The sequence below is a fragment of the Pseudomonas sp. P1_C12 genome, assembly GCF_056406435.1.
The window spans coordinates 290968-314831 of sequence record NZ_JBFUAE010000002.1; the positions used below are offsets into that span (position 1 = coordinate 290968).

A 23864-nucleotide genomic window follows, 5' to 3' on the forward strand; every position below is an offset into this window, starting at 1 on the left:
GCGAGCAAGCCCGCGAAAGCGGTAAATCAGACGCCGAAGATCAACCAGCCACCCCCGCATCTGCCTTCAACCCCTGCCCCTCGATCGCGCGGATCGCACATTGCTCGTCAACATCTGACAGATCCCCGCTGATGCCCACCGCCCCCAATACAGTCCCGTCCTGATCCCGAACCAACACGCCGCCCGGCACCGGCACGACGCTGCCCTGCCCCAGGCTGTTCAACGCGGCGATGAACGCCGGGCGTTGCTGGGCGTCCAGTGCCAGCAGGCGTGAACCCTTGCCCAGCGCGATGGCGCCCCAGGCTTTGCCGATGGCGACATGCGGGCGCAGCAGGCTGGCGCCGTCTTCACGTTGCAGGGTGATCAGATGCCCGCCGGCATCCAGTACCGCAATGGTCAAGGGCGCCGCGGATATTGCACGCCCTGCGGTGATGGCCTCGTTGACCAGGTTGACTGCGACTTTCAAGGTTAAAGCGCTCATGGTGCCGTCCTCATTTTGTTTTTCGGAAAGCCGGTGGGCTGCGCGGCAGCCCGATGCAACAAATAGAACACAATGAGTTATTTTTTTGTATACAATAATTATCGAAAGGCGCCACATGCGACGAAAAGCCACAGTAGATTGGCCTTCCGACGAATGAAACAAGCGCTTGAGAAAATGGATTGACCTGCGCCGTCCGCCGTGAATACACTCTGCGCAAAGCCACTTGTATACAATTACAAAACGTAAAGAGGCACAAAACCATGAGCAAAATGAGAGCAATCGAAGCCGCCGTTCTGGTGATGCGCCGTGAAGGGGTCGATACCGCTTTTGGCATCCCCGGTGCCGCCATCAACCCGCTGTACTCCGCCTTGCAAAAGGTCGGCGGCATCGATCACGTACTCGCTCGCCACGTTGAAGGCGCCTCGCACATGGCCGAGGGCTACACCCGCACCAAGGCCGGCAACATCGGCGTGTGCATCGGTACTTCCGGCCCTGCCGGCACCGACATGGTCACCGGGCTCTACAGCGCCTCGGCCGACTCGATTCCAATCCTCTGCATTACCGGCCAGGCACCCCGCGCCCGTATGCACAAGGAAGACTTCCAGGCTGTCGATATCACCACCATCGTCAAGCCAGTCACCAAGTGGTCGACCACCGTCATGGAACCGGGCCAGGTGCCTTACGCGTTCCAGAAAGCCTTCTACGAAATGCGCTCCGGCCGTCCAGGCCCGGTGCTGATCGATCTGCCGTTCGACGTGCAGATGGCTGAAATCGAATTCGACATCGACGCTTACCAGCCACTGCCACTGGCCAAGCCGAGCGCTACCCGCGTCCAGGTTGAAAAAGCCTTGGCCATGCTGGATCAGGCCGAGCGTCCATTGCTGGTGGCCGGTGGCGGCATCATCAATGCCGATGCCAGTGACCTGCTGGTGGAGTTCGCCGAGCTGACCGGCATTCCGGTGATCCCGACCTTGATGGGCTGGGGCACCATCCCGGACGATCACCCGCTGATGGTGGGCATGGTTGGCTTGCAGACTTCGCACCGCTACGGCAATGCCACGATGCTCAAATCCGACGTCGTGCTCGGCGTGGGCAACCGTTGGGCCAACCGCCACACCGGCTCCGTTGACGTGTACACCGAAGGCCGCAAGTTCATTCATGTTGATATCGAACCGACCCAGATCGGCCGCGTGTTCACCCCGGACCTGGGCATCGTTTCCGACGCCGCTGCCGCGCTGACCGTGTTCATCGAAGTCGCTCGCGAATGGCAAGCCGCCGGCAAGCTGAAGAACCGCAGTGCCTGGCTGCAAGACTGCCAGCAGCGCAAAGCCAGCCTGCAGCGCAAGACTCACTTCGACAACGTGCCGGTCAAGCCGCAACGCGTTTACGAAGAAATGAACCAGGTGTTCGGCAAAGACACCTGCTACGTCAGCACCATCGGGCTGTCGCAGATTGCCGGCGCGCAGTTCCTGCACGTCTACAAGCCACGTCACTGGATCAACTGCGGTCAGGCAGGCCCGTTGGGCTGGACCATTCCGGCAGCGCTGGGCGTGGTCAAGGCTGATCCGAGCCGTAAAGTCGTGGCCCTGTCGGGGGACTATGACTTCCAGTTCATGATTGAGGAATTGGCGGTCGGCGCGCAGTTCAAGCTGCCGTACATACATGTTGTCGTGAACAACTCGTACCTGGGCCTGATCCGTCAGGCGCAGCGCGGTTTCGACATGGACTACTGCGTGCAGCTGTCCTTCGACAACCTCAACGCTCCGGAACTCAACGGTTACGGTGTCGACCACGTCGCAGTGGCCGAAGGCCTCGGCTGCAAGGCACTGCGTGTGTTCGAACCGGCTCAGATCCAGCCTGCCCTGCGCAAGGCCCAGGAGCTGATCGAAGAGTTCAAGGTTCCAGTGATCGTCGAGATTATCCTGGAGCGTGTGACCAACATTTCCATGGGCACCGAGATCAACGCCGTCAACGAGTTCGAAGACCTGGCGCTGGTTGGCGACGACGCACCGACTGCGATTTCGTTGCTCGATTAACTGCTGACCGCTCCCCCTGTGGGAGCGGGCTTGCTCGCGAAGACTGCTTCACATCCAACAGAGATGTTGACTGACCCACCGCTTTCGCGAGCAAGCTCGCTCCTACAAGGGGCCTTCACACATTTACGGGAGACCACCATGCCGCGTTTCGCAGCCAACCTGTCCATGCTGTTCACCGAACAGGACTTTCTTGCCCGTTTCGAAGCGGCCGCCAAGGCCGGCTTCAGTGGTGTCGAATACCTGTTCCCGTACGACTTCAGCTCCGCCGAAATCAAGGCCAAGCTCGACGCCAACGGTCTGACCCAAGTGCTGTTCAACCTGCCGGCCGGTGACTGGGCCAAGGGCGAACGCGGTATCGCGTGCCTGCCGGACCGGGTTGAAGAGTTCCGTGCCGGTGTCGACCTGGCTATCGCTTACGCGCAAGTGCTGGGCAACACCCAGGTCAACTGCCTGGCCGGTATTCGTCCTCAGGGCTTTGACGATGCCACCGTGGAAAAAACCTTCGTCGCCAACCTCAAGTACGCCGCCGACAAGCTGCAAGCGGCGGGTATCAAGCTGGTGATGGAAGCGATCAACACCCGTGACATTCCAGGCTTCTACCTGAACAACACGGCGCAAGCCCTGTCGATTCGCGAGCAGGTCGGCAGCGCCAACCTGTTCCTGCAATACGACATCTATCACATGCAAATCATGGAAGGCGATCTGGCCCGCACCCTGCAATCGCACCTGGACGAGATCAACCATGTGCAGCTCGCGGACAACCCGGGACGCAACGAACCAGGTACCGGTGAAATCAACTACCGCTTCCTGTTCGAACACCTGGACCGCATCGGTTATCAGGGTTGGGTCGGTTGCGAATACAAGCCGCTGACCACCACTGAAGCGGGCTTGGGTTGGCTCAAGACCCACAACGCAATCTGATAGAACACGGTCATCACTGTAGGAGCTGCCGCAGGCTGCGATCTTTTGATCTTCAGCTTTAAAGTCAAAAGATCGCAGCCTGCGGCAGCTCCTACAGGGACCACATAAATACAAGAGAGGATTTTCTCATGGCTAAAATCGGATTTATCGGCACCGGCATCATGGGCCACCCAATGGCGTTGAACCTGCAGAAAGCCGGTCACAGCCTGTTCCTGTCGGCACACCACGACGCCGCCCCTGCCGACCTGGTCGCCGCTGGCGCCGTTGCCCTGGCGAACCCGAAGGAAGTCGCCCAGGAAGCCGAGTTCATCATCGTCATGGTGCCGGATACCCCGCAGGTCGATGACGTGCTGTTCCGCGCCGATGGCATTGCCGCCGGTGTTGGCAAAGGCAAAGTGGTGATCGATATGAGCTCGATCTCGCCGACCGCCACCAAGGCTTTCGCCGCGAAGATCAACGAAAAAGGCGCGCAATACCTCGACGCCCCGGTGTCCGGCGGTGAAGTCGGCGCCAAGGCGGCGACCCTGAGCATCATGGTCGGCGGCGATGCCGACGCCTTCGAACGCGCCCTGCCGCTGTTCCAGGCCATGGGCAAGAACATCACCCTGGTCGGTGGCAACGGCGACGGTCAAACCGCCAAAGTGGCCAACCAGATCATCGTGGCCCTGAACATCCAGGCCGTGGCTGAAGCCCTGCTGTTCGCTTCGAAAAACGGTGCCGATCCGGCCAAGGTGCGTGAAGCGCTGATGGGCGGTTTCGCGTCCTCGAAGATCCTCGAAGTGCACGGCGAGCGCATGATCAAAGGCACCTTCGATCCAGGCTTCCGCATCAGCCTGCACCAGAAGGACCTGAACCTGGCCCTGCAAGGCGCCAAGGAGCTGAACATCAACCTGCCGAACACCGCCAACACCCAGCAAGTGTTCAGCACCTGCGCGGCCATCGGTGGCAGCAACTGGGACCACTCGGCGCTGATCAAGGGCCTGGAACACATGGCGAACTTCTCGATTCGCAAGTAGGAGCTGCCGAAGGCTGCGATCTTTTGATCTTTCGTCCACACGCACACCGCGTTATCCGCAACAAGATCGCAGCCTGCGGCAGCTCCTACAGGATCCGGTTCATCCCACCAAATGGGTAACCGATCCAGAGTTGCCGCAGGTTGCGTTCCCCCCAATAACAAGAATTCCGGGAGCCCGCCATGTCGGTCGATCCGCAACAATTGCTGCGCGAGCTGTTTGCCACAGCCATCGACGCGGCGCATCCGCAACAAGTCCTCGAAGCCCATTTGCCTGCCGACCGCAGCGGTCGCGTGATCGTCATCGGTGCCGGCAAAGCCGCCGCTGCCATGGCCCAAGTGGTCGAGCGCTGCTGGCAGGGTGAAGTCTCTGGCCTGGTGGTGACCCGCTACGGTCACGGCGCACCTTGCGAAAAAATCGAAGTGGTCGAAGCCGCGCATCCGGTGCCGGACGCTGCTGGCCTGGCCGTGGCCAAGCGTGTGCTGGAACTGGTCAGCGACCTGAGCGAAAACGACCGCGTGATCTTCCTGCTCTCCGGCGGTGGCTCTGCCCTGCTGGCACTGCCCGCCGAAGGCATCACCCTGGCCGACAAGCAGTCGATCAACAAAGCCCTGCTCAAGTCCGGCGCGACCATCGGCGAGATGAACTGCGTGCGCAAGCACCTCTCGGCGATCAAGGGTGGCCGCCTGGGCAAAGCCTGCTGGCCGGCCACGGTCTACACCTATGCGATTTCCGATGTGCCGGGCGACCTCGCCACGGTCATCGCCTCCGGCCCTACCGTAGCCGACCCGAGCACGTCGGCCGAAGCCCTGGCGATCCTCAAACGCTACGCCATCGAGGTTCCGGCCTCGGTACGCAACTGGCTGCAAAGCCCCGAATCGGAAACCGTCAAACCCGGTGACCCGAGCCTGGCACGCAGTCATTTCCAGTTGATTGCCCGCCCGCAGCAATCCCTTGAAGCGGCGGCGGTGAAATGCCGTCAGGCCGGGTTCAGCCCGCTGATCCTCGGCGACCTCGAAGGCGAATCCCGCGAGGTGGCGAAAGTCCACGCCGGCATCGCGCGGCAGATCGTCCTGCACGGTCAGCCGCTGGCGGCGCCCTGCGTGATTCTCTCGGGCGGTGAAACCACCGTGACCGTGCGCGGCAATGGCCGTGGCGGGCGCAACGCCGAGTTCCTGCTGAGCCTGACCGACAGCCTCAAGGGCCTGCCCGGCGTCTACGCGCTGGCCGGTGACACCGACGGCATTGACGGCTCCGAAGACAACGCCGGCGCGATCATGACCCCGGACAGCTACGCCCGTGCTGCGGCAAAGGGCCTGAGCGCCAGTGACGAGTTGGACAACAACAACGGCTACGGCTACTTCGAGGCGCTGGACGCCCTGATCGTCACCGAGCCGACCCGTACCAACGTCAACGACTTCCGCGCCATTCTGATCCTTGAGAGCACTAAACATGACGCCTGATAAAAAGGTCAAAATCCTCGCCACACTCGGCCCGGCCACCGATGGCATCGACGCCATCCGTGAGCTGGTGCTGGCCGGGGTCAACATCTTCCGCCTGAACTTCAGCCATGGTGATCACGCCGACCACGCCCAGCGTTTTCAGTGGATCCGTGAAGTCGAGCGCCAGCTCAATTATCCATTGGGCATTCTGATGGACCTGCAAGGCCCGAAACTGCGGGTCGGCAAGTTTGCCGAAGGCAAGGTGCAACTGGTGCGCGGCCAGGCCTTGCGCCTGGACCTCGATGCCACGCCGGGTGATGAGCGCCGGGTCAACCTGCCGCACCCGGAAATCATCGCCGCACTGGAGCCAGGCATGGACCTGCTGCTGGACGACGGCAAATTGCGCCTGCGGGTAGTGACCAAGTACGCCGACGCCATCGACACCACCGTGCTCAATGGTGGCGAACTGTCTGACCGCAAAGGCGTGAACGTGCCGCAAGCGGTGCTCGACCTGAGCCCGCTGACCGCCAAGGATCGCCGCGACTTGACCTTCGGCCTGGAACTGGGTGTGGACTGGGTGGCGCTGTCGTTCGTGCAACGTCCCGACGACATCCGCGAAGCCCGCTCCCTGATCGGCGACAAGGCGTTCCTGATGGCCAAGATCGAGAAGCCCTCGGCCGTCGAACAACTGCGCGAGATCGCCGAACTGAGCGACGCGATCATGGTCGCCCGGGGTGACTTGGGCGTGGAAGTGCCGGCCGAAAGCGTGCCGCAGATCCAGAAGAACATCATCAGCACCTGCCGCCAGCTCGGCAAACCGGTGGTGGTGGCGACGCAGATGCTCGAGTCGATGCGCTTCTCACCGGCGCCAACCCGCGCCGAAGTCACCGATGTGGCCAACGCGGTGGCTGAAGGTGCGGACGCGGTGATGCTGTCGGCGGAAACCGCGTCCGGCGAATACCCGCTCGAAGCCGTGCAGATGATGAGCAAGATCATCCGCCAGGTGGAAAACGGTCCGGACTATCAGACTCAACTCGACGTCAGCCGACCGAAAGCCGAGGCGACCGTTTCCGACGCGATCAGCTGCGCCATTCGCCGCATCAGCAACGTGCTGCCGGTGGCGGTGCTGGTCAATTACAGCGAGTCCGGCGCGTCGAGCCTGCGCGCGGCGCGGGAGCGGCCGACGGTGCCGATCCTCAACCTGACACCGAACCTGCAAACCGCCCGTCGCCTGAGCGTGGCGTGGGGTGTGCACTCGGTGGTCAACGATCGCCTGCGTCAGGTCGATGAAGTCTGCTCGACGGCACTGGAGATCGCGCAGGCCCAGGGCATGGCACAGCGTGGCGACACGTTACTGATCACCGCCGGTGTGCCGTTTGGGCAGCCGGGATCGACTAACTCTTTGCGTATCGAGACATTGATCTAGCGCCCATACCGGCCTCTTCGCCGGCAAGCCGGCTCCTACAGAGACAGCGTATTTCTGTAGGAGCTGCGATGCGGCGATCCGACTTGCCAGCGAAACAGGCAACTCGGTCCCACTGACTTTCAGAACTGCCATGCCTGCCAACCATTTCAACACCCACTGCCCCGACTGGGCCGAAGCCTTGCTCAACGGCTTCAGCCAGATCTTTCTCCAGCGCAACCCGCTGTGCGGCCTGCTGTGCGTCCTGGCCATTTTGTTCACTGCACCCGCCTTGCTCGGCGGCGCCTTGCTCGGTGGTGTCGCCGGGCTGCTCACCGCGCAACGCCGCAACTATGCCAAGGCTGATCGTCAGGCCGGGTTGTTCAGCTACAACGGCGTCCTGCTCGGATTGTTACTGAGCCTGTATTTCCCCTGGTCGGCGATGATGCCGCCACTGATTCTGGCCGCCGGTGGCCTGAGCGCGATGATCACCCAGCAGTGGCTCAAGCGCGTCCGGTTCAGCCAATGCCTGCCTGCCTACACCGCCCCCTTCGTCGGGCTGGGCTGGTTGCTGCTGTGCTTCGCCACGCCCTCGACAGAGCCGCACCTGATCGAAGTCAGCACCCTGAACATGCTCGCCGCACCACTCAAAGGCCTCGGCCAGGTGATGTTCCTCGGTCATCCGCTGGCCGGTGCGATGATTGCCGCCGGTTTGCTGATCGCTGATCGCCGCGCATTCTGCTGGGCGTTGTTGGCGTCTGTCGCGGGCATGGGCTGGAGCCTGCTGAACCACGACTTCTATACCGCACTGCTCGGCCTCGGTGGCTATAACGCCGTGCTGGCCGCCCTCGCCTTCAGCTCGCAGCGTCGCCAACCGTGGCTGCCGCTGCTTGGCATCGGCCTGGCACTGTTGCTGACGCCGGTGTTTGCTGCCATCGGCCTGCCCACGCTGACCGCGCCGTTCATTCTTGCCGGCTGGCTGATTCGCAGCGTTGTGCAAATGCTCGGCAAAGCCACGGTCGAAAGCGCGTCTTGCGCTCCCGGGGAGAATCAACCTAGGCTGCGCTGATTTGCGGCCAAGGCGATGTGCATGAACAGCAACGACACGTGGCGTAATCGCCTGTACGTGATTATTTTCCAAACCGACACCGTTGCCGGTCGACGCTTCGACTCCACATTGCTGCTGATCATCCTCGCCAGCCTGGTGGTGGTGATCCTGGACAGCATCGATGACGTCCACCAGAACTACGCCAGCGTGCTTGCGTACATCGAGTGGGGCTTCACGATCATCTTCCTCGGCGAGTACATCCTGCGCCTGTACTGCTCGCCCAAACCGCTGCACTACGCGTTCAGTTTCTATGGGCTTGTGGACCTGCTGGCCATCGTGCCCGGCATCCTCGCGCTGTACTACAGCGATGCCCAGTACCTGCTGATCATCCGGGTGATCCGGATGCTGCGGATCTTCCGCGTGCTCAAGCTCGGTCCGTACCTCAAGCAAGCCCATTACCTGCTCGATGCCTTGCGCGGCAGCAAGCAGAAAATCCTCGTGTTCCTGCTCAGCGTCTGCACGCTGGTGATAGTGTTCGGCACCCTGATGTACGTGGTCGAAGGCCCGCAAAGTGGCTTCACCAGCATTCCCAAGGGCATCTACTGGGCGATCGTCACCCTGACCACAGTCGGTTATGGCGACATCGTGCCCAGGACCGCACTGGGCCAGGTCATCTCGTCGATGGTGATGATCACCGGTTACTCGATCATCGCCGTGCCCACCGGGATCTTCACCGCCGAACTGGCCACGGCCATGCGTGGCGGCCAGTTACAGCACGACTGCCCGGTGTGTGCGAAAGACAGCCACGAACAGGAAGCCTCGTTCTGTTCCCGTTGTGGCAATGCATTGTTCAAAAAACTGGAATAAGTAAAGAGCTTTTTAATCTTTAAAGGACTATACGAGCCCGGCTATAGTCGACACCTCATTGATAACTAATAAATAACCCGTAGGCTGCGATCTTTGGATCTTGAAAATCAAAGTCAAAAGATCGCAGCCTCCGGCAGCTCCTACATAGAACAGGGAATGCGCAGTGAAAAAACTCTTTGGCGCCTCACTTCTCGCCGCTGGCCTGGCCCTGGGCAACATCGCCCAGGCTGCACCGACGCTGCTCAACGTTTCCTACGACGTGATGCGAGATTTCTACAAGGACTACAACACTGCGTTCCAGAAACACTGGCAAGCCGAGCACAACGAAAACATCATCCTGCAAATGTCCTTCGGCGGCTCCAGCAAACAGGCACGCTCGGTGATCGACGGCCTGCCGGCCGATGTCATCACCATGAACATGGCCACCGACATCAACGCCCTGGCGGACAACGGCAAACTGGTCCCGGACAACTGGGTCACGCGCCTGCCCAACAACAGCGCGCCCTTCACTTCGGCCACCGTATTCATCGTGCGCAAGGGCAACCCGAAAGCCCTGAAAGACTGGCCGGACCTGCTCAAGGACGGCGTTCAGGTCATCGTCCCGAACCCGAAAACCTCCGGCAACGGCCGCTACACCTACCTCTCGGCCTGGGGCTACGTGCTGAAAAACGGCGGTGACGAGAACAAGGCCAAAGACTTCGTCGGCAAGCTGTTCAAGCAAGCGCCAGTACTCGACACCGGCGGCCGTGCCGCCACCACCACCTTCATGACCAACCAGATCGGCGACGTGCTGGTGACCTTCGAGAACGAAGCGGAAATGATCGCCCGCGAGTTCGGCCGTGATCAGTTCGAAGTCATCTACCCAAGCGTTTCCGCCGAAGCCGAGCCACCGGTGTCGGTGGTCGACAAGACCGTCGACAAGAAAGGCACCCGTGCGGCGGCCGAGGAATACCTGAAGTACCTGTGGTCACCGGAAGGCCAGGAGATTGCCGCGGCGAACTACCTGCGCCCGCGCGACCCGGCCGTGCTGGCCAAGTACACCGACCGCTTCCCGAAAGTGGACTTCCTGTCGGTGGAGAAGACCTTCGGCGACTGGCGCACCGTGCAGAAGACCCACTTCAATGATGGCGGGGTTTTCGACCAGATCTACAGCGGTCAGTGATGACCGGACGATAACGAAAAAGGCGACTGGTGCAGGTCGCCTTTTTTGTACGGATCAGAATTCACTGCAAATCCATTGTGGGAGCGAGCTTGCTCGCTCCCACAGGTTCTGCGACCTCCTGCTACATCGGCGGCGTCACGCCGTCCTTGCCCGCCGAGATGGATTGAGCGGTGAGCGTGCCATCAGCGCCCTGCGTGACAAAGGTCACGATCTTCACGCCCACCTTCAACAGGCTGCGATCGGCCGGCACCAGGTTGACGATGGGTACGTCCTCCGGCACCAGAATCTTCTGTTGGCCGCCCTTGTAATTGACGGTCAGCACTCGACCGTTGCTCACCACCAGGTCGCCAACGCTGCCGTTGGTCATGCTGCTGCCTTTGACCAGATCGAAGGGCCGATGACCGTCGCCACTGCCGGCCAGCTCCGGCGGGAAAACATGAACTTCAAGGGCCTTGAGGGTGCCATCCTCCTGGGGAATGGCCGCAGAGCCGATGTAGCTGCCGGGCTTGATGTCTTCGATGTTGGCCAAGGTCACGGCGCGGACCTTGGTGTCCTTGGTCAAATTGATCACCACGTTGTCGCCGCTGTTGGCGTGGACTTTCAGAACGTCCGGACTGACGCCGGTGATCTCGCCGCGCACACCGATGCGCGTGCCCGGTGCGTCTTCGGCCTGGGCCAGGCCAGCGTTGAATACACTGATCAAGGAGACGACTGAAACCCAGCGAATCAGCTGACGAAACTTCACATACATGGAGAGGCCCTCCGGTGACGGGACGTGGAGTGAGAACATAAGCACGCTATCGAACAGGATGTAAGTGAATGTATCATCTACCCTCGATGTTCTGATGCAAGGCACTTCGACACACACGTCCGTCAGTCATTCCGCAATGGAATGATTGCTATCACACCAATCTCACTTCCGCCGTTTCAGTCAGCCCATTAGCCTGCGCGCATTCCTTTCCGTACAGCGAGACCCGTTATGAACCCAGCGACCCAGGTGCCCCACGGCACTGCGACAATGACCCCAGGGATGGTGCTGCTGTTCGCCTTCTGCTGCGGCGCTATTGTCGCCAACATCTACTACGCGCAGCCGATCATCGGCCTGATCGCGCCGGACATCGGCCTGACCAACACCTTGGCCAGCCTGATCGTTTCCCTGACTCAGATCGGCTATGCGCTGGGGCTGTTTTTCCTGGTACCACTGGGGGATTTGCTGGAGAACCGCCGGTTGATGATCATCACCACGCTGGTGGCAATCGGCAGCCTGCTGGGCGCGGCGTTCACCGATCAGCCGAATGTGTTTTTGCTGATTTCGCTGTTGGTGGGGTTCAGTTCGGTTTCGGTGCAGATCCTGATTCCGCTGGCCGCGCACCTGGCGCCGGAAGAAACCCGTGGCCGTGTGGTGGGCGGGATCATGGGCGGTTTGTTGCTCGGTATTCTGCTGGCCCGGCCGGTGTCCAGCGTGGTGGCCGACCACTTCGGCTGGCGGGCGATGTTTGTGATTGCCGCCGTCTTGATGGCAGCCATCAGCATCGTGCTGGCAGTGACCATTCCCAAGCGTGAACCTGATCACAGTGCTTCCTATGGCCAATTGCTGGGCTCGCTGTGGACGCTGTTGCGCAAACAACCGGTGCTGCGCCAGCGTGCGTTTTACCAGGGGTGCATGTTTGCCACCTTCAGCCTGTTCTGGACCGCAGTGCCGTTGGAGCTGGCGCGCAACCATGGTTTGTCGCAAAGCGAGATCGCGATTTTCGCGCTGGTGGGCGCCATCGGCGCCATTGCCGCCCCTATCGCCGGACGCCTGGCCGATGCCGGTCACACCCGCATCGCATCGTTGCTCGCCCTGCTGTTCGCCAGCCTGAGTTTTCTGCCGGCGTTTATCCATCCGGCCTGGAGCGTCATCGGCCTGGCTGTGACCGGTGTGGTGCTCGACTTCTGCGTGCAGATGAACATGGTCCTCGGCCAGCGTGCGGTGTACGCCCTCGACGGCAAAAGCCGCAGCCGCCTGAATGCGCTGTACATGACCAGTATCTTCATCGGCGGCGCCTTCGGCTCTTCGGTGGCCAGCGCGGTGTACGAACAGGGCGGCTGGTTGTGGATCGTGATCGTCGGCAGCGCATTTCCGTTGCTGGCGTTGTTGCGGTTTTTGAGTGTTTCGCAGAAGGCTTCGTTAGCGACGGCATAGATCGCTAAAAGCTTCGTCGGATCGCCGCCCGGAGCAAGCCCGCTTCTACAGGTTATTCGCTAACCTTGTGGGAGCGAGCTTGCTCGCGATTGCTGCCACTCACTGCCGAACCAGCTTCTCCATCGCCGCATCCGCCAGGAAGGACGAGCGGCTTTTTACATTGTGCTCACGCACATACCGATCGATGCGTTGGATCACGTAGCCGGGTAGCGTGACATTGACCTTCTCGGTCTTGCCCATATACGGCGAAATATCTAGCTCGAGCATTCCCCAGCCCATGTCGGCGAACTCCGGATTACCACGATGCACCGCTGCTGAAGTCGGCATTGGAATCGTCTCTCCATCTGCCGCGATCTCTTGCAGCATGACGTGGGCAATTTCGACAGCAGCGTTATAGGCATCTTCAAAGGTATCCCCGGCGGTTACCGCGCCAGGAATATCGGGGATCTGAATACCGATGGCGGTGTGCTCATCGCCCCATTCGATACAGATTGGATATTGCATTATGGATCTCCTGCGTAACTGGCTGGCGGGCAGTACAGCCCGGCGCGCCTCCTGATGCTCTTGACCGTCCCGATCGGCAAATCCTTTTTCGGATGGGGGACGGGGATCGTGTATGGGTTGTATCGGTGAGTGAAGATGTGATGACTGCCAGTGACCCTGTCCAAAGTCCAACCTGCCTCCATCAATTCCTTGATCAATAGCCTGCTCTGCACCACCAGCCTCCTTGCTCCGGCCCAACAAAAGGTAACCCTAGAGTTATCTTTACTCAAGCACAAAATCTCGCAGTACGACGCTCGGTTGTTTTACAGAGTGTGATGCTGTCCATGCCGGGGCGTTATGTGACCGGCCGAGATGGTGTGATCCGTTACGCCGAGGTCAACCCGGATTACACTCAGCGTCCCGAGCCTGAGGCGATGCTGGATACAATTCGCGGTTCGCACTGACACCATTCATCAATTGTGGGGGCGAGCAGGCTCGCTCCCACAATTGATCTCTACAAGGACTTCCGATGGACCGCCTCGGCGCAATGGAAACCTTCGTCTACGTGGTGGAAACCGGCTCGTTTTCCGCTGCCGCCCGGCGCCTGAAGATCGGCCAGCCGGCCGTGTCGAAAACCATCGCGCAACTTGAATCGCGGCTGGCGGTGCGGCTATTGCTGCGTTCGACCCGGGGCCTGACGCCCACCGAGGCCGGGCAGGCCTTTTTCTAACGGGCCAAGCGCGCCATCGAAGAAGCCGACGAGGCCGATAACGCCGCGCGCGGTGCGGCCAGCGGGCTGACCGGCAACCTGCGCATCTGCGCGGCGGTCACCTTCGGCCGGCTGCACATCGTTGCGCACCTGGGCCCCTTCCTGGAGCAACACCCGGCGCTGAACATCGACCTGATGCTCGACGATCGCAACGTCAACCTGGTGGAAGAAGGCGTCGATATCGCCCTGCGCATGGGCGCCTTGAGCGACTCTGGCCTGACCGCCAGCAAGATCGCCGAATGCCGGCGCATGGTACTGGGCACTCCCGCCTACTTCGAAAAACACGGCGAACCCACCAGCCCCGCCGACCTGTGCAAGCATCAGGCAATCGTCTACAGCCTTGGCAGCGGCGCCAATTGGCAATTCAACAAGGCCGGCGAAGAGCAATCTGTGATCATCAGCGGCCGGATCCGCGTCAATGCCGCTGAAGGCCTGCGTGAAGCCGTGCTGGCTCATCAAGGCCTGACCATGGCCTCGCAATGGATGTTCGCGCCGGAACTGGCCGACGGCTCGGTCCGGGAAGTGATGAAGGACTGGGCATTGCCGAACCTGGATCTGTGGGCGGTGTTCCCCACGGGGAGAATGGCCAGCGCCAAGGCTCGGGCGTTTGTGGAGTATATGCAGGGGTTGTTGGCCTGACAGGCAGCTCAATCAAGATCAAGGATCGCAGGCTGTGCCAACTCCTGCATTGACCGCCTATGAAGGTAATTCCTCGTCGTTCGTTCCCGGCAATGTCAGACACATGGAGGTTGCTCGTCAAAGCAGGCCAGCAAACGTTCGACCGTTTGCTCAAGTTGTCCGGAGTTGTCAAGCAGGTGCACGGTCGGGTCTTGCGCCAGCAGTTGCTCGCTGAATCGGGCATTGCGTGCCAGGCGCTGATCGATTTCGACCAGCGATTCTCGCCCACGCTCCAGCAAGCGATGGCGCAGTACTGCTTGATCCACAGTCAACAACAGCACTAACACGTTCGGATAGCGCGAACGCGTGTTCTGCAAATGCCCCCGCGAGCCATTGACCAGCACGTCCTGCCCGGCGGCCAGCCAATCGTCGATTTCCCGCGGGATGCCATAGGACAACCCATTGGCGTGCCAGCTCAAGGCAAATGCGCCCTGGGCCTCCATATCGGCGAACTGCTGCGCACTGACACCCAGCGCCGCTTCGCCCACGGCTTCGGCCGAGCGAGTGATGACCCGCCGCACAATGCGGCAGCCGCGATCGGCCAACCGTGTTCGTGCAGCATCCAGCAGGCTGTCCTTGCCCGAACCTGAAGGCCCGATGAGATAGATCAACCTGCCTGACATCAAAACACCCTCGTTGCTTGTCGCCATACTTGCTGGACCACCGGCAGACCCTCTGCGGTCAGATCTGCGGCGGCCACGTTACCCGAGTGCGACTCGCCGCGCACGATGTTCGGTGTGCCCATCAATACATTCATGCCGCGCTCCCGGTAACCACGCCTCGACGGTCGTCGGGAACTCGGCGATGGTCATGCCGCAGCGTGATGAGTTCGTCCATCTGAGTCGTGGTCAGGTGGTACTTGCTGATGTAGCACTCACGGTACTTGGATTCCAGTACTAACTGGCGCTGTCCCGGCGAGTGGTCCATCACCGACACCAACTGCACCAGCGGGTTCTCCACCCGATCGCGGAACACGCTGAAAATGTCCGGGTGGCACAGCTCGCGGCGCAGGTGCAGGCGGTGTTCGGCTCGGGTCAGTTCGGCGTCGGAGGCTGTGGGAAGGTGGCTTGCCCGCGATGACTATGTGTTGGGCGCATCTGTTTTGATTGTGTACATATCCGTTTTAGCGGTAATGGCCACTATTGGTTCCGCCCTTACGGCGGGTCACTTGGAAAAGCCCCAAGTAACCAAGGGCTCTTGCCCCTGACATTCGGCCTCACGAGGGGGCGTACACCGCAACAGCGCCCGAGGCGGCCTTACCGGCCGGCCTGGTTCTGATGCGTGCGTGTTTCCCTGTAGGAGCTGTCGAGTGCAACGAGGCTGCGATCTTTTGGCCTTATTTTTTACAAACAAGATCAAAAGATCGCAGCCTTCGGCAGCTCCTACGGATTGATACATCCGCGAAACCAGGTCGGCTGGCAGGCCGTCATCGCGAGCAAGTCGGATCGCCGCACCGTCGCGCCTACAGAAGAGCAAAGGCAGACCGGCGTACACCCACGCTCCTCACCACTCAACAGGCCGAGCGTTAGCTCGCCTGCAGCTCTTGATCTTGATCCACCCGCCCCCTCGGGAGGCTGAGTGGAGGTGTTCATCCGGGGATTGGCGCGCAGCGCCGTTCGACGCAGTCGAACTCATTGCATGTAGGTCGAAGCGAAGCCGACCGGAGGGCAATGCCCCCGGATGAATACCGGAGCGAAGGAACCCCGAGCCTTAGCGAGGGGCCGGACGTTCGGGGCGAGACCTTTTGGTTCCTTTGGGCTGGGCCGGCACTCCGGCGTTTGCCAAAAGGGACTCGCCGTAAGGGCGAAACCATAAGCCGCCGTTACCGCAGAAACGGATATGTACACAATCAACAAAAGACAGGCCGGCTGTCAGGCCGCCTTCGCTGGCAAGCCAGCTCCTACAGGGATTGGGGGTTGAACCGGATTATTCAGCAGGCACAAAAAAGGCGACCCGAAAGTCGCCTTAGTGCGTTACTGCCCGAATTGCCGCCCCAGGCCACCCGGTACACCGTGAATATCCGTCTCCTCCCACGGCCCCTTCGGACTGATCGACCGGCTCCAGCCGTTATCCCAACGGTAATAGGTACGCTGGCGATAAAAGGTATTGGGCTGATCATCGAGCACATAGACCCCAAGCTTCGGATCCCAATGGCTGTTGCCCCCAGGTGGTGGCGCGAAGCTCGCAGAAGTGCGTGGCAACGGCTTGGAGGGTTTGGCCGGGATGCTCGGCTTGCTCGGTACAGGCGAAGTCGATGGCGTAGGGCTGGGCTGCGACGGCGGGAACGGTGGTGGTGCCTGTTGTTCCGGTGGTTGCTGGACCGCACAAGCGCTTAACCCCATAACGACGCTGAGCAGGGTGATACGAGCGAATGCGGTCATGATTGCGTTTTCCTGTTATTTGTCCGGGCTGTCGATGGTCAGTGTTTGCGGCGCGGTGGTGCTGCTGGCCAGGGGCTGGCTGCGACCGATCCATTCGCCGGCGGTCGGTTTGCCGGCGCGGGAAATGCGCGCAACCAGTTGGACTTCAGGGAAGTTCGACAGTTTCAATTGCGGCATCATCGCGTCGGCATCACCCAGTTCGACGGTCACCGGCAGGTCGGCCACCGTCATGCGCTTGACCGCCAGCGGGGCCGGAGGACCGGAGATCGCACGGGCGAAGATGAACACGCTGTCGCCAGGCTGGACCTTGGTCTTGAGGTCCGCTGCCAGATCGACGCTGACCTTGAGCAACGCCGAGGCCTTGGCCGCCGGTGCCTGCGCAACCTTGCCGCCACTGGCCACCAGTTTCTCCGTGGCCCGGGCAATCCCGCCTTGCAGCGCCTCGCGGGACTTGTCTTGCGGCGGCAATTGCGCCAACAGGCGATTCCAGTAATCGATGGCGTCCTGATAACGCTCGCTTTCAAACGCGGCAATACCGAGCAGGCCAAGGCTGGTGACTTCTTTCGGATCGGTCTTGAGCGCTTCGTCGGTCAGGGCCTGGACCTTGTCCGACCACTTCTTGTCATCGGCGAAGTACTGGGCCTGGGCCCATTGGCCGAGCAGCTCGGGCTGACGACCGGCCAGGTTCACCGTGCGTTCGAACATCTTCGCCGCGTCCGCCGGGCGATCCTGAGCCATGTAGGTGCGACCGAGGAAGTACATGCCTTCGGCGGAATCCGGTTGTGCGGCAACCGCGCGCTCCAGGCGTTTGGTCATCTCTTCCATCGTCTGCGGCGCCTGGGCGAACTCGCGGGTCAGCTCAACCTTGTCGCTGGCGCCGTAATGCATGTACAGCCCCAGGCCCAGCACCGGCACCAGAACGGCCGCCAGCAATGGCAAGGGTTTGCCTAGGCGCGAGACCTGCGGCGCTTCAGCGCCTTCGGTGTCCGCCAGCAACTCACGGGCAGCTTCCGCGCGACCGGCGTCCATTTGCGCCGCATCGAGCACGCCCTCTTCCTGCTGAGTCTGCAACTCAGCCACGCGTTCCTGAAAAAGCGCGACGTTCAGGGCGGTACGATCCTCTTCGCGCTGGGCGCGACGGCTGCGCAGCACCGGGATCAACAGAAAACTCAGGGCCACCAGAAGCAGCAGACCTGCAGCGAGCCAGAAATCAATCATTCTTGGTTTTATCCAACAGGTGGTCGAGGCGCGAGCGCTCCTCGGCAGACAGCGAGCCCGAGGTGCCGGCGCGTTGCACGCGACGACGGCGGACGATCACCGCGATGATCACGACACCGCCCAGCAACAGACCGGCGGGGCCGAACCAGAGCAAAGCGGTCTTGGCATTCAGGGCCGGTTTGTAGCGGACGAAATCACCGTAGCGATCGACCATGAAGTCGATGATCTGCTGGTTGTCCTTGCCCTCGCCCAGCATGCGGAAAATCTCTTTGCGCAGGTCGGCGGCAATCGGTGCGTTGGAATCGGCGATGTCCTGATTCTGGCACTTGGGGCAACGCAGCTCCTTGGTCAGCTCGCGGAAACGTTCGCGGTCACCTTCCTTGGCGAACTCGTAAGTGTCGATGGCCGCGTGGGCCACGCCCGCCAGGCTCAAGCCCAGGACAACGGCAGCAATCCAGCGCTTCATGGCTTGGCCTCGTCGACCAAGGCCTGGTACTTGGCCGCCAGTTTTTCGCGCCAGACCTGTTCGTCGATCACGCCGACGAACTTGTCACGGATGATGCCCCTGGCGTCGATGAAGAAGGTTTCCGGCGCGCCGTACACGCCGAGGTTCAGGCCCAGCGAGCCTTCGTCGTCACGAATGTCCAGTACATACGGATTGTGGAAGTCCGTCAGCCACTTCAAGGCATCGGCGTTGGTGTCCTTGTAGTTGATGCCGTAGATGACCACGCCCTGCTGGGCCAGCTTGTTCAACACCGGGTGCTCGACCCGGCAGGAAATGCACCAGGTGCCCCAGACGTTGACCAGCGCCGGTTTGCCCAGAATGTCAGCCTTGGTCAGGGCCTTGTCGCCCTGCACCGTCGGCAGGGAAAACTCCGGGAACGGCTTGTTGATCATGGCCGAAGGCAGCTCGGCCGGATCCAGGTACAACCCACGGTAAAGGAATACAGCAACCACCAGAAAAATCGCCAGTGGCAACAACATCAACCAACGCTTCATGCAGTGGCTCCCGACATGCCCAGTGCTTCGCGCACGCGGCTTTTGACCTTGACCCGATAACGCCGATCCAGCGCCGCCAGCAATCCACCGAAACCTGTCAGCAAACCACCGAACCAGATCCAGCGCACAAACGGTTTGACGTGCACGCGCACAGCCCAGGCGCCGTTACCCAAGGGTTCACCGAGGGCGACGTAGAGGTCGCGGGTGAATCCGGCGTCGATGCCCGCTTCGGTCATCACCGAGTTCTGCACGGTGTACAGGCGTTTTTCCGGGTGCAGCACGCTGACTTCCTTGCCGTTGCGGATCACCCGGACGGTGCCCTTGTCGGACGTGAAGTTCGGGCCTTCGAAGTGCTTGGCACCTTCGAAGATGAAGTGATAACCGGCCAGGTCCATGGACTCGCCCGGCGCCAGACGCAGGTCACGCTCGGCACTGTTCTGGCTCGACAGCACGACACCCAGCGCACACACGGCGATGCCCAGGTGCGCAACCTGCATGCCCCAGTAACTGCGGGTCAGGGTCGGCAGGCCCTTGATCAGGCCTTTGTGGCGGGTCTTGTCGAAGATGTCTCGCACACCGGCCAACAGCACCCAGGCAGCGAGCATGAAGGTTGCGAGCACCGCCCAGTTGAAATCGCCGTAGGCGACGCCGGCCACTACTGCCAGCGCGGCGCTGCCGAGCAAGACCGGGGTGAGCATGCTCACCAGCCATTTCACCGGGGTGTCTTTCCAGCGCACGATCACGCCGACCGCCATCACCATCATCAGCAACGCCATCAACGGAATGAACAGCGCGTTGAAGTACGGCGGGCCGACGGACAGCTTGGCGCCGGTCATGGCGTCCAGAATCAGCGGGTACAAGGTACCGAGCAGGATCATCGAGGCCGCGACCACCAGCACCAGGTTGTTGCCCAGCAGCAAGGTTTCCCGGGACCAGAGGTTGAAGCCGACCTGGCTCTTGACCACCGGCGCGCGCAGGGCGAACAGCGTCAACGAACCACCGACCACGAACAGCAGGAAAATCAGGATGAACACCCCGCGCTCCGGATCGGAGGCAAAGGCGTGCACCGAGGTCAGCACGCCGGAACGCACGAGGAAAGTACCGAGCAGACTCAAGGAGAATGCGGCGATGGCCAACAACACGGTCCAGCTCTTGAACACGCCACGCTTTTCCGTGACCGCCAACGAGTGAATCAGTGCAGTGCCCACCAGCCATGGCATGAACGAGGCGTTTTCCACCGGGTCCCAGAACCACCAGCCGCCCCAGCCGAGCTCGTAGTACGCCCACCAAGAACCGAGGGTGATGCCGATGCCGAGGAACGCCCAGGCAACAATGGTCCACGGACGCGACCAACGCGCCCACGCGGCATCCAGGCGACCGCCCATCAGCGCGGCGATGGCGAAGGCGAAGGCCACCGAGAAACCGACGTAGCCCATGTACAGCATCGGCGGGTGAACGATCAGGCCGATGTCTTGCAGCAAGGGGTTGAGGTCGGCACCGTCGCTGGGCACTTGCGGCAGGATGCGCTTGAACGGGTTGGAGGTCATGATAAGGAACAGCAGGAAACCGGTGCTGATCATGCCCATCACCGCCAGCACGCGGGCCAGCATGACCTGTGGCAACTGCCGGGAGAATACCGACACCGCGAAGGTCCAGCCGCCGAGAATCAAGGCCCACAACAACAAGGAACCTTCGTGGGCACCCCACACGGCGCTGAACTTGTAGTACCACGGCAACGCGCTGTTGGAGTTGTTGGCCACGTAGGCCACGGAGAAGTCATCGACCATGAAGGCGTAGGTCAGGCAACCGAAGGCGAACAGCAGAAAGGTGAATTGCCCCCAGGCGGCCGGCTGGGCCAGGCTCATCCACAGGCGGTCACCGCGCCAGGCACCGAACAGCGGCACCACGGCCTGAGCCAGGGCGAAGCACAGGGCCAGGATCATCGCCAGGTGGCCAAGCTCGGGAATAAAGATGCCGGATGTCATGGATCAACCCTCCTTCGCGGGCGTTGGAGCCGATTGACCGCTGTCTTTCAACGCCTTGGTCACTTCCGGCGGCATGTACTTCTCATCGTGCTTGGCCAGCACTTCATCGGCCACCACCACGCCATCGGCATTGAGCTTGCCCAGAGCGACGATGCCCTGCCCTTCGCGGAACAGGTCCGGCAGGATGCCGCGATAAGTGATGGTCACGGATTTGTTGAAGTCGGTGACGACGAACTTCACGTCCAGGGAATCACTGGAACGCTCCAGCGAGCCCTTCTCGACCATGCCGCCGGCACGAATGCGCGTGTCTTGTGGGGCTTCACCGTTGGCGATCTGGGTCGGTGTGTAGAACAGATTGATGTTCTGCTGCAGGGCGCTCAGGGCCAGGCCGACGGCAGCGCCGACCCCGACCAGGATCGCGAAAATGATGATAAGACGCTTTTTGCGCAGCGGATTCACTTGCCGTTCTCCCGGCGCAAACGACGCGCCTCTTGTTGCAGATACCGCTTGCGGGCCAGGATCGGCGCCGCCACGTTGAGGACCAACACCGCCAGGCAGATGCCATAGGCTGACCAGACATACAGGCCATGATGACCCATGGCGATGAAGTCGCCGAATGAAGCAAAACTCATCGAGCGACCTCCAGGCTGTTTTCCACTTCGGCTTTGACCCAACTGGCCCGGGCTTCGCGCTTGAGCACTTCAAGGCGCATGCGCAGCAACAGGACCGCGCCGAAGAAACAGTAGAAACCCAGCGCCGTCAGCAGCAATGGCAGCCACATCTCGGCAGGCATCGCCGGTTTTTCGGTGAGGGTGAAGGTCGCGCCCTGGTGCAGGGTGTTCCACCACTCCACCGAGTATTTGATGATCGGGATGTTGATCACACCGACAATCGCCAGCACCGCGCAGGCCTTGGCCGCGCTGTCACGATTGCTGATGGCGTTGCCCAGCGCAATGAGACCGAAGTACAGGAACAGCAGGATAAGCATAGACGTAAGGCGTGCATCCCAGACCCACCACGAGCCCCAGGTCGGTTTGCCCCAGATCGCCCCGGTGACCAGCGCCACCGCGGTCATCCACGCGCCGATAGGCGCCGCGCATTGCAAGGCGACGTCGGCCAGTTTCATCTTCCACACGAGGCCGACGATACCGCACACGGCCAGCATCACGTAGATGGACTGCGCCAGCATGGCGGCCGGGACGTGGATATAGATGATGCGAAAGCTGTTGCCCTGCTGATAGTCCGGCGGCGCGAAGGCCAGGCCCCAGACCACGCCAACACTGATCAGCAGCAACGCCGCGACGCTCAGCCAGGGCAACATTTTGCCGCTGATGCCGTAAAACCATTTGGGCGAGCCGAGCTTGTGAAACCACGTCCAGTTCATACTGTTTCCATCACGGTTGCTCTTTGCTATGAAGAGCTTGGGTCTTTACTGATCAAAAAATGACCAGACCTCATTATTCGCCGACGCTGATCTTCAGGCCAGCAGCTATTGCAAAAGGTGTCAGGGTTATCGCCAGGGCGGTCAGGCTACCAAGCCACAACAGATAACCGGTCGCCGGCATCCCCTGCAAGGCAGCCTGCAAGGCGCCACTGCCAAGGATCAATACCGGGATGTACAGCGGCAGAATCAGCAGTGCCAGCAATAGGCCACCGCGCTTCAAGCCCACCGTCAGCGCCGCGCCCACCGCACCGAGCAGGCTCAGTACCGGTGTACCGAGCAACAACGAAAGCAGCAACACCGGCAGACAGGCGGCAGGCAAACCGAGCATCAGCGCCAGCAAGGGCGCGAGCAAAACCAGTGCCAAGCCGGAAAAAGCCCAGTGTGCCAGCACCTTGGCCAAAACCAGAAGAGCCAGGGGGTGCGGCGAAAGGACCCACTGTTCAAGGGATCCGTCTTCGAAATCACTGCGGAAAAGCCCGTCCAGCGAGAGCAGAACCGATAAAAGTGCCGCGACCCAGACCAGCCCCGGAGACAAGGTTTGCAACAATTGAGACTCGGGACCGACCGCCAGCGGGAACAGGGAAACGACGATGGCAAAGAACACCAGCGGATTGGCCAGTTCCGCCGGACGGCGGAACAGCAGACGAGCCTCGCGGGCGACCAACAGGCCGAAAACACTCATACGGCCCAGCTCCCCAGATCGATGTCGCGATAACCGGCCGGCATCCGGCTCAGCGTGTGATGAGTGGTCAACACCACCATGCCGCCACGTTCGCAGTGGCCGGCCAGATGAGATTCAAGCTGTGCCACGCCCTGCTTGTCGAGGGCGGTAAAGGGCTCATCGAGGATCCACAGCGGCGGACTGTCCAGATATAGACGTGCCAAGGCGACACGGCGCTGCTGGCCAGCAGACAAGGTATGACAGGGAACATCCTCGAATCCGCGCAGCCCGACCGCGGCCAGCGCCTGCCAGATCGCCTCATGGGTCGCCGGATGGTGCAAGGCACACAGCCAGCTCAGGTTCTCTTCCGGCGTCAGCAAATCCTTGATCCCGGCCGCGTGGCCGATCCACAGCAGGTTGCGCGCCAGTTCGCCGCGTTGCTCGTTCAGCGGCTGGCCGTTGAGCAGCACTTGACCGGCGGTCGGCTGCATCAGCCCCGAGAGCAGGCGAAGCAGGCTGGTCTTGCCACTGCCGTTGGGGCCGCTGATTTGTACCATTTCGCCACTGGCCAGTCGCAAATCGAGATTTTCGAAGAGCAGCCGAAGGTCTCGCTCACAGGCAAGGGCAACGGTTTGCAGGACAGGACTGGTCAAGGGTTCACGGGCCTTATACGGTTCAAGTCGGCACTG

25 protein-coding genes and 2 pseudogenes are annotated in these 23864 nt (G+C 61.3%); 11 read left to right on the forward strand and 16 right to left on the reverse strand.

The window, feature by feature from the left end:
• Window positions 1-40: 40 nt before the first annotated feature.
• Window positions 41-481: a GlcG/HbpS family heme-binding protein gene (locus tag AC1D19_RS04305; RefSeq protein WP_477762488.1), complete on the reverse strand. Its 441-nt coding sequence runs from the start codon at window positions 479-481 to the stop codon at window positions 41-43.
• A gap of 260 nt (window positions 482-741) precedes the next feature.
• Here AC1D19_RS04305 and gcl point away from each other — a divergent pair, with 260 nt between their 5' ends.
• The 8 genes from gcl (at window position 742) to AC1D19_RS04345 (ending at window position 10372) form a co-directional block, all read left to right on the forward strand.
• The gene (gene gcl / locus AC1D19_RS04310; protein WP_477762489.1) at window positions 742-2517 is read left to right on the forward strand and encodes a glyoxylate carboligase; all 1776 of its coding nucleotides are present in this window, start codon (window positions 742-744) and stop codon (window positions 2515-2517) included.
• Window positions 2518-2655: 138 nt separating this feature from the next.
• Window positions 2656-3438, forward strand: a complete 783-nt coding sequence (hyi, locus tag AC1D19_RS04315; protein WP_477762490.1) for a hydroxypyruvate isomerase — start codon at window positions 2656-2658, stop codon at window positions 3436-3438.
• A 128-nt stretch (window positions 3439-3566) separates the two neighbouring features.
• Window positions 3567-4454, forward strand: a complete 888-nt coding sequence (locus AC1D19_RS04320) for a 2-hydroxy-3-oxopropionate reductase (RefSeq protein ID WP_477762491.1) — start codon at window positions 3567-3569, stop codon at window positions 4452-4454.
• A 179-nt stretch (window positions 4455-4633) separates the two neighbouring features.
• Window positions 4634-5914 (forward strand): glycerate kinase type-2 family protein, encoded by a 1281-nt coding sequence (locus AC1D19_RS04325; RefSeq protein ID WP_477762492.1) that lies wholly within the window; start codon window positions 4634-4636, stop codon window positions 5912-5914.
• On the forward strand, window positions 5904-7319 hold the full coding sequence (gene pyk / locus AC1D19_RS04330) for a pyruvate kinase (RefSeq protein WP_150716449.1): 1416 nt from the start codon (window positions 5904-5906) through the stop codon (window positions 7317-7319). The genes AC1D19_RS04325 and pyk overlap by 11 nt, the downstream gene beginning before the upstream one ends.
• Window positions 7320-7449: 130 nt before the next feature.
• On the forward strand, window positions 7450-8364 hold the full coding sequence (locus AC1D19_RS04335; RefSeq protein ID WP_477762493.1) for an urea transporter: 915 nt from the start codon (window positions 7450-7452) through the stop codon (window positions 8362-8364).
• A 21-nt stretch (window positions 8365-8385) separates the two neighbouring features.
• Window positions 8386-9210 (forward strand): ion transporter, encoded by an 825-nt coding sequence (locus AC1D19_RS04340; protein WP_477754872.1) that lies wholly within the window; start codon window positions 8386-8388, stop codon window positions 9208-9210.
• A 163-nt stretch (window positions 9211-9373) separates the two neighbouring features.
• Complete coding sequence (locus tag AC1D19_RS04345; protein WP_223460723.1) at window positions 9374-10372, forward strand: sulfate ABC transporter substrate-binding protein; 999 nt, start codon at window positions 9374-9376, stop codon at window positions 10370-10372.
• 121 nt (window positions 10373-10493) lie between these two features.
• On the opposite strand, the gene AC1D19_RS04350 is transcribed toward AC1D19_RS04345, so the two are convergent.
• Window positions 10494-11123 (reverse strand): hypothetical protein, encoded by a 630-nt coding sequence (locus AC1D19_RS04350; protein ID WP_477762494.1) that lies wholly within the window; start codon window positions 11121-11123, stop codon window positions 10494-10496.
• 228 nt (window positions 11124-11351) lie between these two features.
• Between AC1D19_RS04350 and AC1D19_RS04355 the strand changes: the two genes are divergently transcribed.
• Window positions 11352-12557: an MFS transporter gene (locus AC1D19_RS04355; RefSeq protein WP_477762495.1), complete on the forward strand. Its 1206-nt coding sequence runs from the start codon at window positions 11352-11354 to the stop codon at window positions 12555-12557.
• A 99-nt stretch (window positions 12558-12656) separates the two neighbouring features.
• Here the strand turns inward: AC1D19_RS04355 and AC1D19_RS04360 are convergent, their stop codons facing one another.
• Complete coding sequence (locus AC1D19_RS04360) at window positions 12657-13061, reverse strand: type II toxin-antitoxin system HicB family antitoxin (RefSeq protein WP_477762496.1); 405 nt, start codon at window positions 13059-13061, stop codon at window positions 12657-12659.
• A complete protein-coding gene (locus AC1D19_RS04365; protein WP_477754880.1) occupies window positions 13061-13273 on the reverse strand; it encodes a type II toxin-antitoxin system HicA family toxin in 213 nt (70 codons plus the stop codon). The genes AC1D19_RS04360 and AC1D19_RS04365 overlap by 1 nt, the downstream gene beginning before the upstream one ends.
• Before the next feature lie 102 nt (window positions 13274-13375).
• Here AC1D19_RS04365 and AC1D19_RS04370 point away from each other — a divergent pair, with 102 nt between their 5' ends.
• Both AC1D19_RS04370 and AC1D19_RS04375 read left to right on the forward strand, forming a co-directional pair.
• The gene (locus AC1D19_RS04370) at window positions 13376-13504 is read left to right on the forward strand and encodes a hypothetical protein (RefSeq protein ID WP_477762497.1); all 129 of its coding nucleotides are present in this window, start codon (window positions 13376-13378) and stop codon (window positions 13502-13504) included.
• A gap of 65 nt (window positions 13505-13569) precedes the next feature.
• Window positions 13570-14448, forward strand: a pseudogene (locus tag AC1D19_RS04375) (LysR family transcriptional regulator).
• A gap of 95 nt (window positions 14449-14543) precedes the next feature.
• Here the strand turns inward: AC1D19_RS04375 and phnN are convergent.
• The 12 genes and pseudogenes from phnN to ccmA all read right to left on the reverse strand — a co-directional run bounded on the left by phnN (window position 14544) and on the right by ccmA (window position 23828).
• Window positions 14544-15110 (reverse strand): phosphonate metabolism protein/1,5-bisphosphokinase (PRPP-forming) PhnN, encoded by a 567-nt coding sequence (phnN, locus tag AC1D19_RS04380; RefSeq protein ID WP_477762498.1) that lies wholly within the window; start codon window positions 15108-15110, stop codon window positions 14544-14546.
• A gap of 44 nt (window positions 15111-15154) precedes the next feature.
• Window positions 15155-15540: pseudogene (locus AC1D19_RS04385) on the reverse strand (alpha-D-ribose 1-methylphosphonate 5-triphosphate diphosphatase); the annotation flags it as partial.
• A 920-nt stretch (window positions 15541-16460) separates the two neighbouring features.
• Window positions 16461-16868, reverse strand: coding sequence for a hypothetical protein (locus tag AC1D19_RS04390; protein ID WP_477752442.1), 408 nt, complete (start codon window positions 16866-16868; stop codon window positions 16461-16463).
• A 15-nt stretch (window positions 16869-16883) separates the two neighbouring features.
• Entirely contained in the window at window positions 16884-18086 is a 1203-nt protein-coding gene (gene ccmI, locus AC1D19_RS04395; protein ID WP_477762499.1) for a c-type cytochrome biogenesis protein CcmI, read from the reverse strand.
• Window positions 18079-18552 (reverse strand): cytochrome c-type biogenesis protein, encoded by a 474-nt coding sequence (locus AC1D19_RS04400; protein WP_477762500.1) that lies wholly within the window; start codon window positions 18550-18552, stop codon window positions 18079-18081. The genes ccmI and AC1D19_RS04400 overlap by 8 nt, the downstream gene beginning before the upstream one ends.
• Window positions 18549-19085 (reverse strand): DsbE family thiol:disulfide interchange protein, encoded by a 537-nt coding sequence (locus AC1D19_RS04405; protein WP_477762501.1) that lies wholly within the window; start codon window positions 19083-19085, stop codon window positions 18549-18551. Before AC1D19_RS04405 ends, AC1D19_RS04400 begins: the two co-directional genes overlap by 4 nt.
• Complete coding sequence (locus tag AC1D19_RS04410) at window positions 19082-21070, reverse strand: heme lyase CcmF/NrfE family subunit (RefSeq protein ID WP_477759854.1); 1989 nt, start codon at window positions 21068-21070, stop codon at window positions 19082-19084. Before AC1D19_RS04410 ends, AC1D19_RS04405 begins: the two co-directional genes overlap by 4 nt.
• A gap of 3 nt (window positions 21071-21073) precedes the next feature.
• Complete coding sequence (gene ccmE / locus AC1D19_RS04415) at window positions 21074-21529, reverse strand: cytochrome c maturation protein CcmE (protein WP_477752437.1); 456 nt, start codon at window positions 21527-21529, stop codon at window positions 21074-21076.
• The gene (ccmD, locus tag AC1D19_RS04420) at window positions 21526-21702 is read right to left on the reverse strand and encodes a heme exporter protein CcmD (RefSeq protein WP_092271396.1); all 177 of its coding nucleotides are present in this window, start codon (window positions 21700-21702) and stop codon (window positions 21526-21528) included. Before ccmD ends, ccmE begins: the two co-directional genes overlap by 4 nt.
• On the reverse strand, window positions 21699-22454 hold the full coding sequence (locus AC1D19_RS04425; protein WP_007980756.1) for a heme ABC transporter permease: 756 nt from the start codon (window positions 22452-22454) through the stop codon (window positions 21699-21701). Before AC1D19_RS04425 ends, ccmD begins: the two co-directional genes overlap by 4 nt.
• A gap of 73 nt (window positions 22455-22527) precedes the next feature.
• The gene (ccmB, locus tag AC1D19_RS04430) at window positions 22528-23196 is read right to left on the reverse strand and encodes a heme exporter protein CcmB (RefSeq protein ID WP_007980754.1); all 669 of its coding nucleotides are present in this window, start codon (window positions 23194-23196) and stop codon (window positions 22528-22530) included.
• Window positions 23193-23828 carry a cytochrome c biogenesis heme-transporting ATPase CcmA gene (gene ccmA, locus AC1D19_RS04435; RefSeq protein ID WP_150724488.1) on the reverse strand — a complete coding sequence of 212 codons (636 nt, stop codon included), beginning with the start codon at window positions 23826-23828 and terminating at the stop codon, window positions 23193-23195. The genes ccmB and ccmA overlap by 4 nt, the downstream gene beginning before the upstream one ends.
• Between the last annotated feature and the right edge of the window lie 36 nt (window positions 23829-23864).

Excerpts from the sequence above, each read along its gene's own strand:
- AC1D19_RS04370 (WP_477762497.1), top strand. The coding sequence starts at position 13,376 with ATGCTGTCCATGCCGGGGCGTTATGTGACCGGCCGAGATGGTGTGATC.
- ccmD (WP_092271396.1), bottom strand. The coding sequence starts at position 21,702 with ATGAGTTTTGCTTCATTCGGCGACTTCATCGCCATGGGTCATCATGGC.
- AC1D19_RS04410 (WP_477759854.1), bottom strand. The coding sequence starts at position 21,070 with ATGACATCCGGCATCTTTATTCCCGAGCTTGGCCACCTGGCGATGATC.
- AC1D19_RS04405 (WP_477762501.1), bottom strand. The coding sequence starts at position 19,085 with ATGAAGCGTTGGTTGATGTTGTTGCCACTGGCGATTTTTCTGGTGGTT.
- AC1D19_RS04355 (WP_477762495.1), top strand. The coding sequence starts at position 11,352 with ATGAACCCAGCGACCCAGGTGCCCCACGGCACTGCGACAATGACCCCA.
- AC1D19_RS04320 (WP_477762491.1), top strand. The coding sequence starts at position 3,567 with ATGGCTAAAATCGGATTTATCGGCACCGGCATCATGGGCCACCCAATG.
- AC1D19_RS04335 (WP_477762493.1), top strand. The coding sequence starts at position 7,450 with ATGCCTGCCAACCATTTCAACACCCACTGCCCCGACTGGGCCGAAGCC.
- AC1D19_RS04390 (WP_477752442.1), bottom strand. The coding sequence starts at position 16,868 with ATGACCGCATTCGCTCGTATCACCCTGCTCAGCGTCGTTATGGGGTTA.
- AC1D19_RS04400 (WP_477762500.1), bottom strand. The coding sequence starts at position 18,552 with ATGAAGCGCTGGATTGCTGCCGTTGTCCTGGGCTTGAGCCTGGCGGGC.
- ccmB (WP_007980754.1), bottom strand. The coding sequence starts at position 23,196 with ATGAGTGTTTTCGGCCTGTTGGTCGCCCGCGAGGCTCGTCTGCTGTTC.
- AC1D19_RS04325 (WP_477762492.1), top strand. The coding sequence starts at position 4,634 with ATGTCGGTCGATCCGCAACAATTGCTGCGCGAGCTGTTTGCCACAGCC.
- AC1D19_RS04340 (WP_477754872.1), top strand. The coding sequence starts at position 8,386 with ATGAACAGCAACGACACGTGGCGTAATCGCCTGTACGTGATTATTTTC.
- gcl (WP_477762489.1), top strand. The coding sequence starts at position 742 with ATGAGCAAAATGAGAGCAATCGAAGCCGCCGTTCTGGTGATGCGCCGT.
- pyk (WP_150716449.1), top strand. The coding sequence starts at position 5,904 with ATGACGCCTGATAAAAAGGTCAAAATCCTCGCCACACTCGGCCCGGCC.
- AC1D19_RS04425 (WP_007980756.1), bottom strand. The coding sequence starts at position 22,454 with ATGAACTGGACGTGGTTTCACAAGCTCGGCTCGCCCAAATGGTTTTAC.
- AC1D19_RS04360 (WP_477762496.1), bottom strand. The coding sequence starts at position 13,061 with ATGCAATATCCAATCTGTATCGAATGGGGCGATGAGCACACCGCCATC.
- AC1D19_RS04305 (WP_477762488.1), bottom strand. The coding sequence starts at position 481 with ATGAGCGCTTTAACCTTGAAAGTCGCAGTCAACCTGGTCAACGAGGCC.
- phnN (WP_477762498.1), bottom strand. The coding sequence starts at position 15,110 with ATGTCAGGCAGGTTGATCTATCTCATCGGGCCTTCAGGTTCGGGCAAG.
- hyi (WP_477762490.1), top strand. The coding sequence starts at position 2,656 with ATGCCGCGTTTCGCAGCCAACCTGTCCATGCTGTTCACCGAACAGGAC.
- AC1D19_RS04350 (WP_477762494.1), bottom strand. The coding sequence starts at position 11,123 with ATGTATGTGAAGTTTCGTCAGCTGATTCGCTGGGTTTCAGTCGTCTCC.
- ccmI (WP_477762499.1), bottom strand. The coding sequence starts at position 18,086 with ATGATTGATTTCTGGCTCGCTGCAGGTCTGCTGCTTCTGGTGGCCCTG.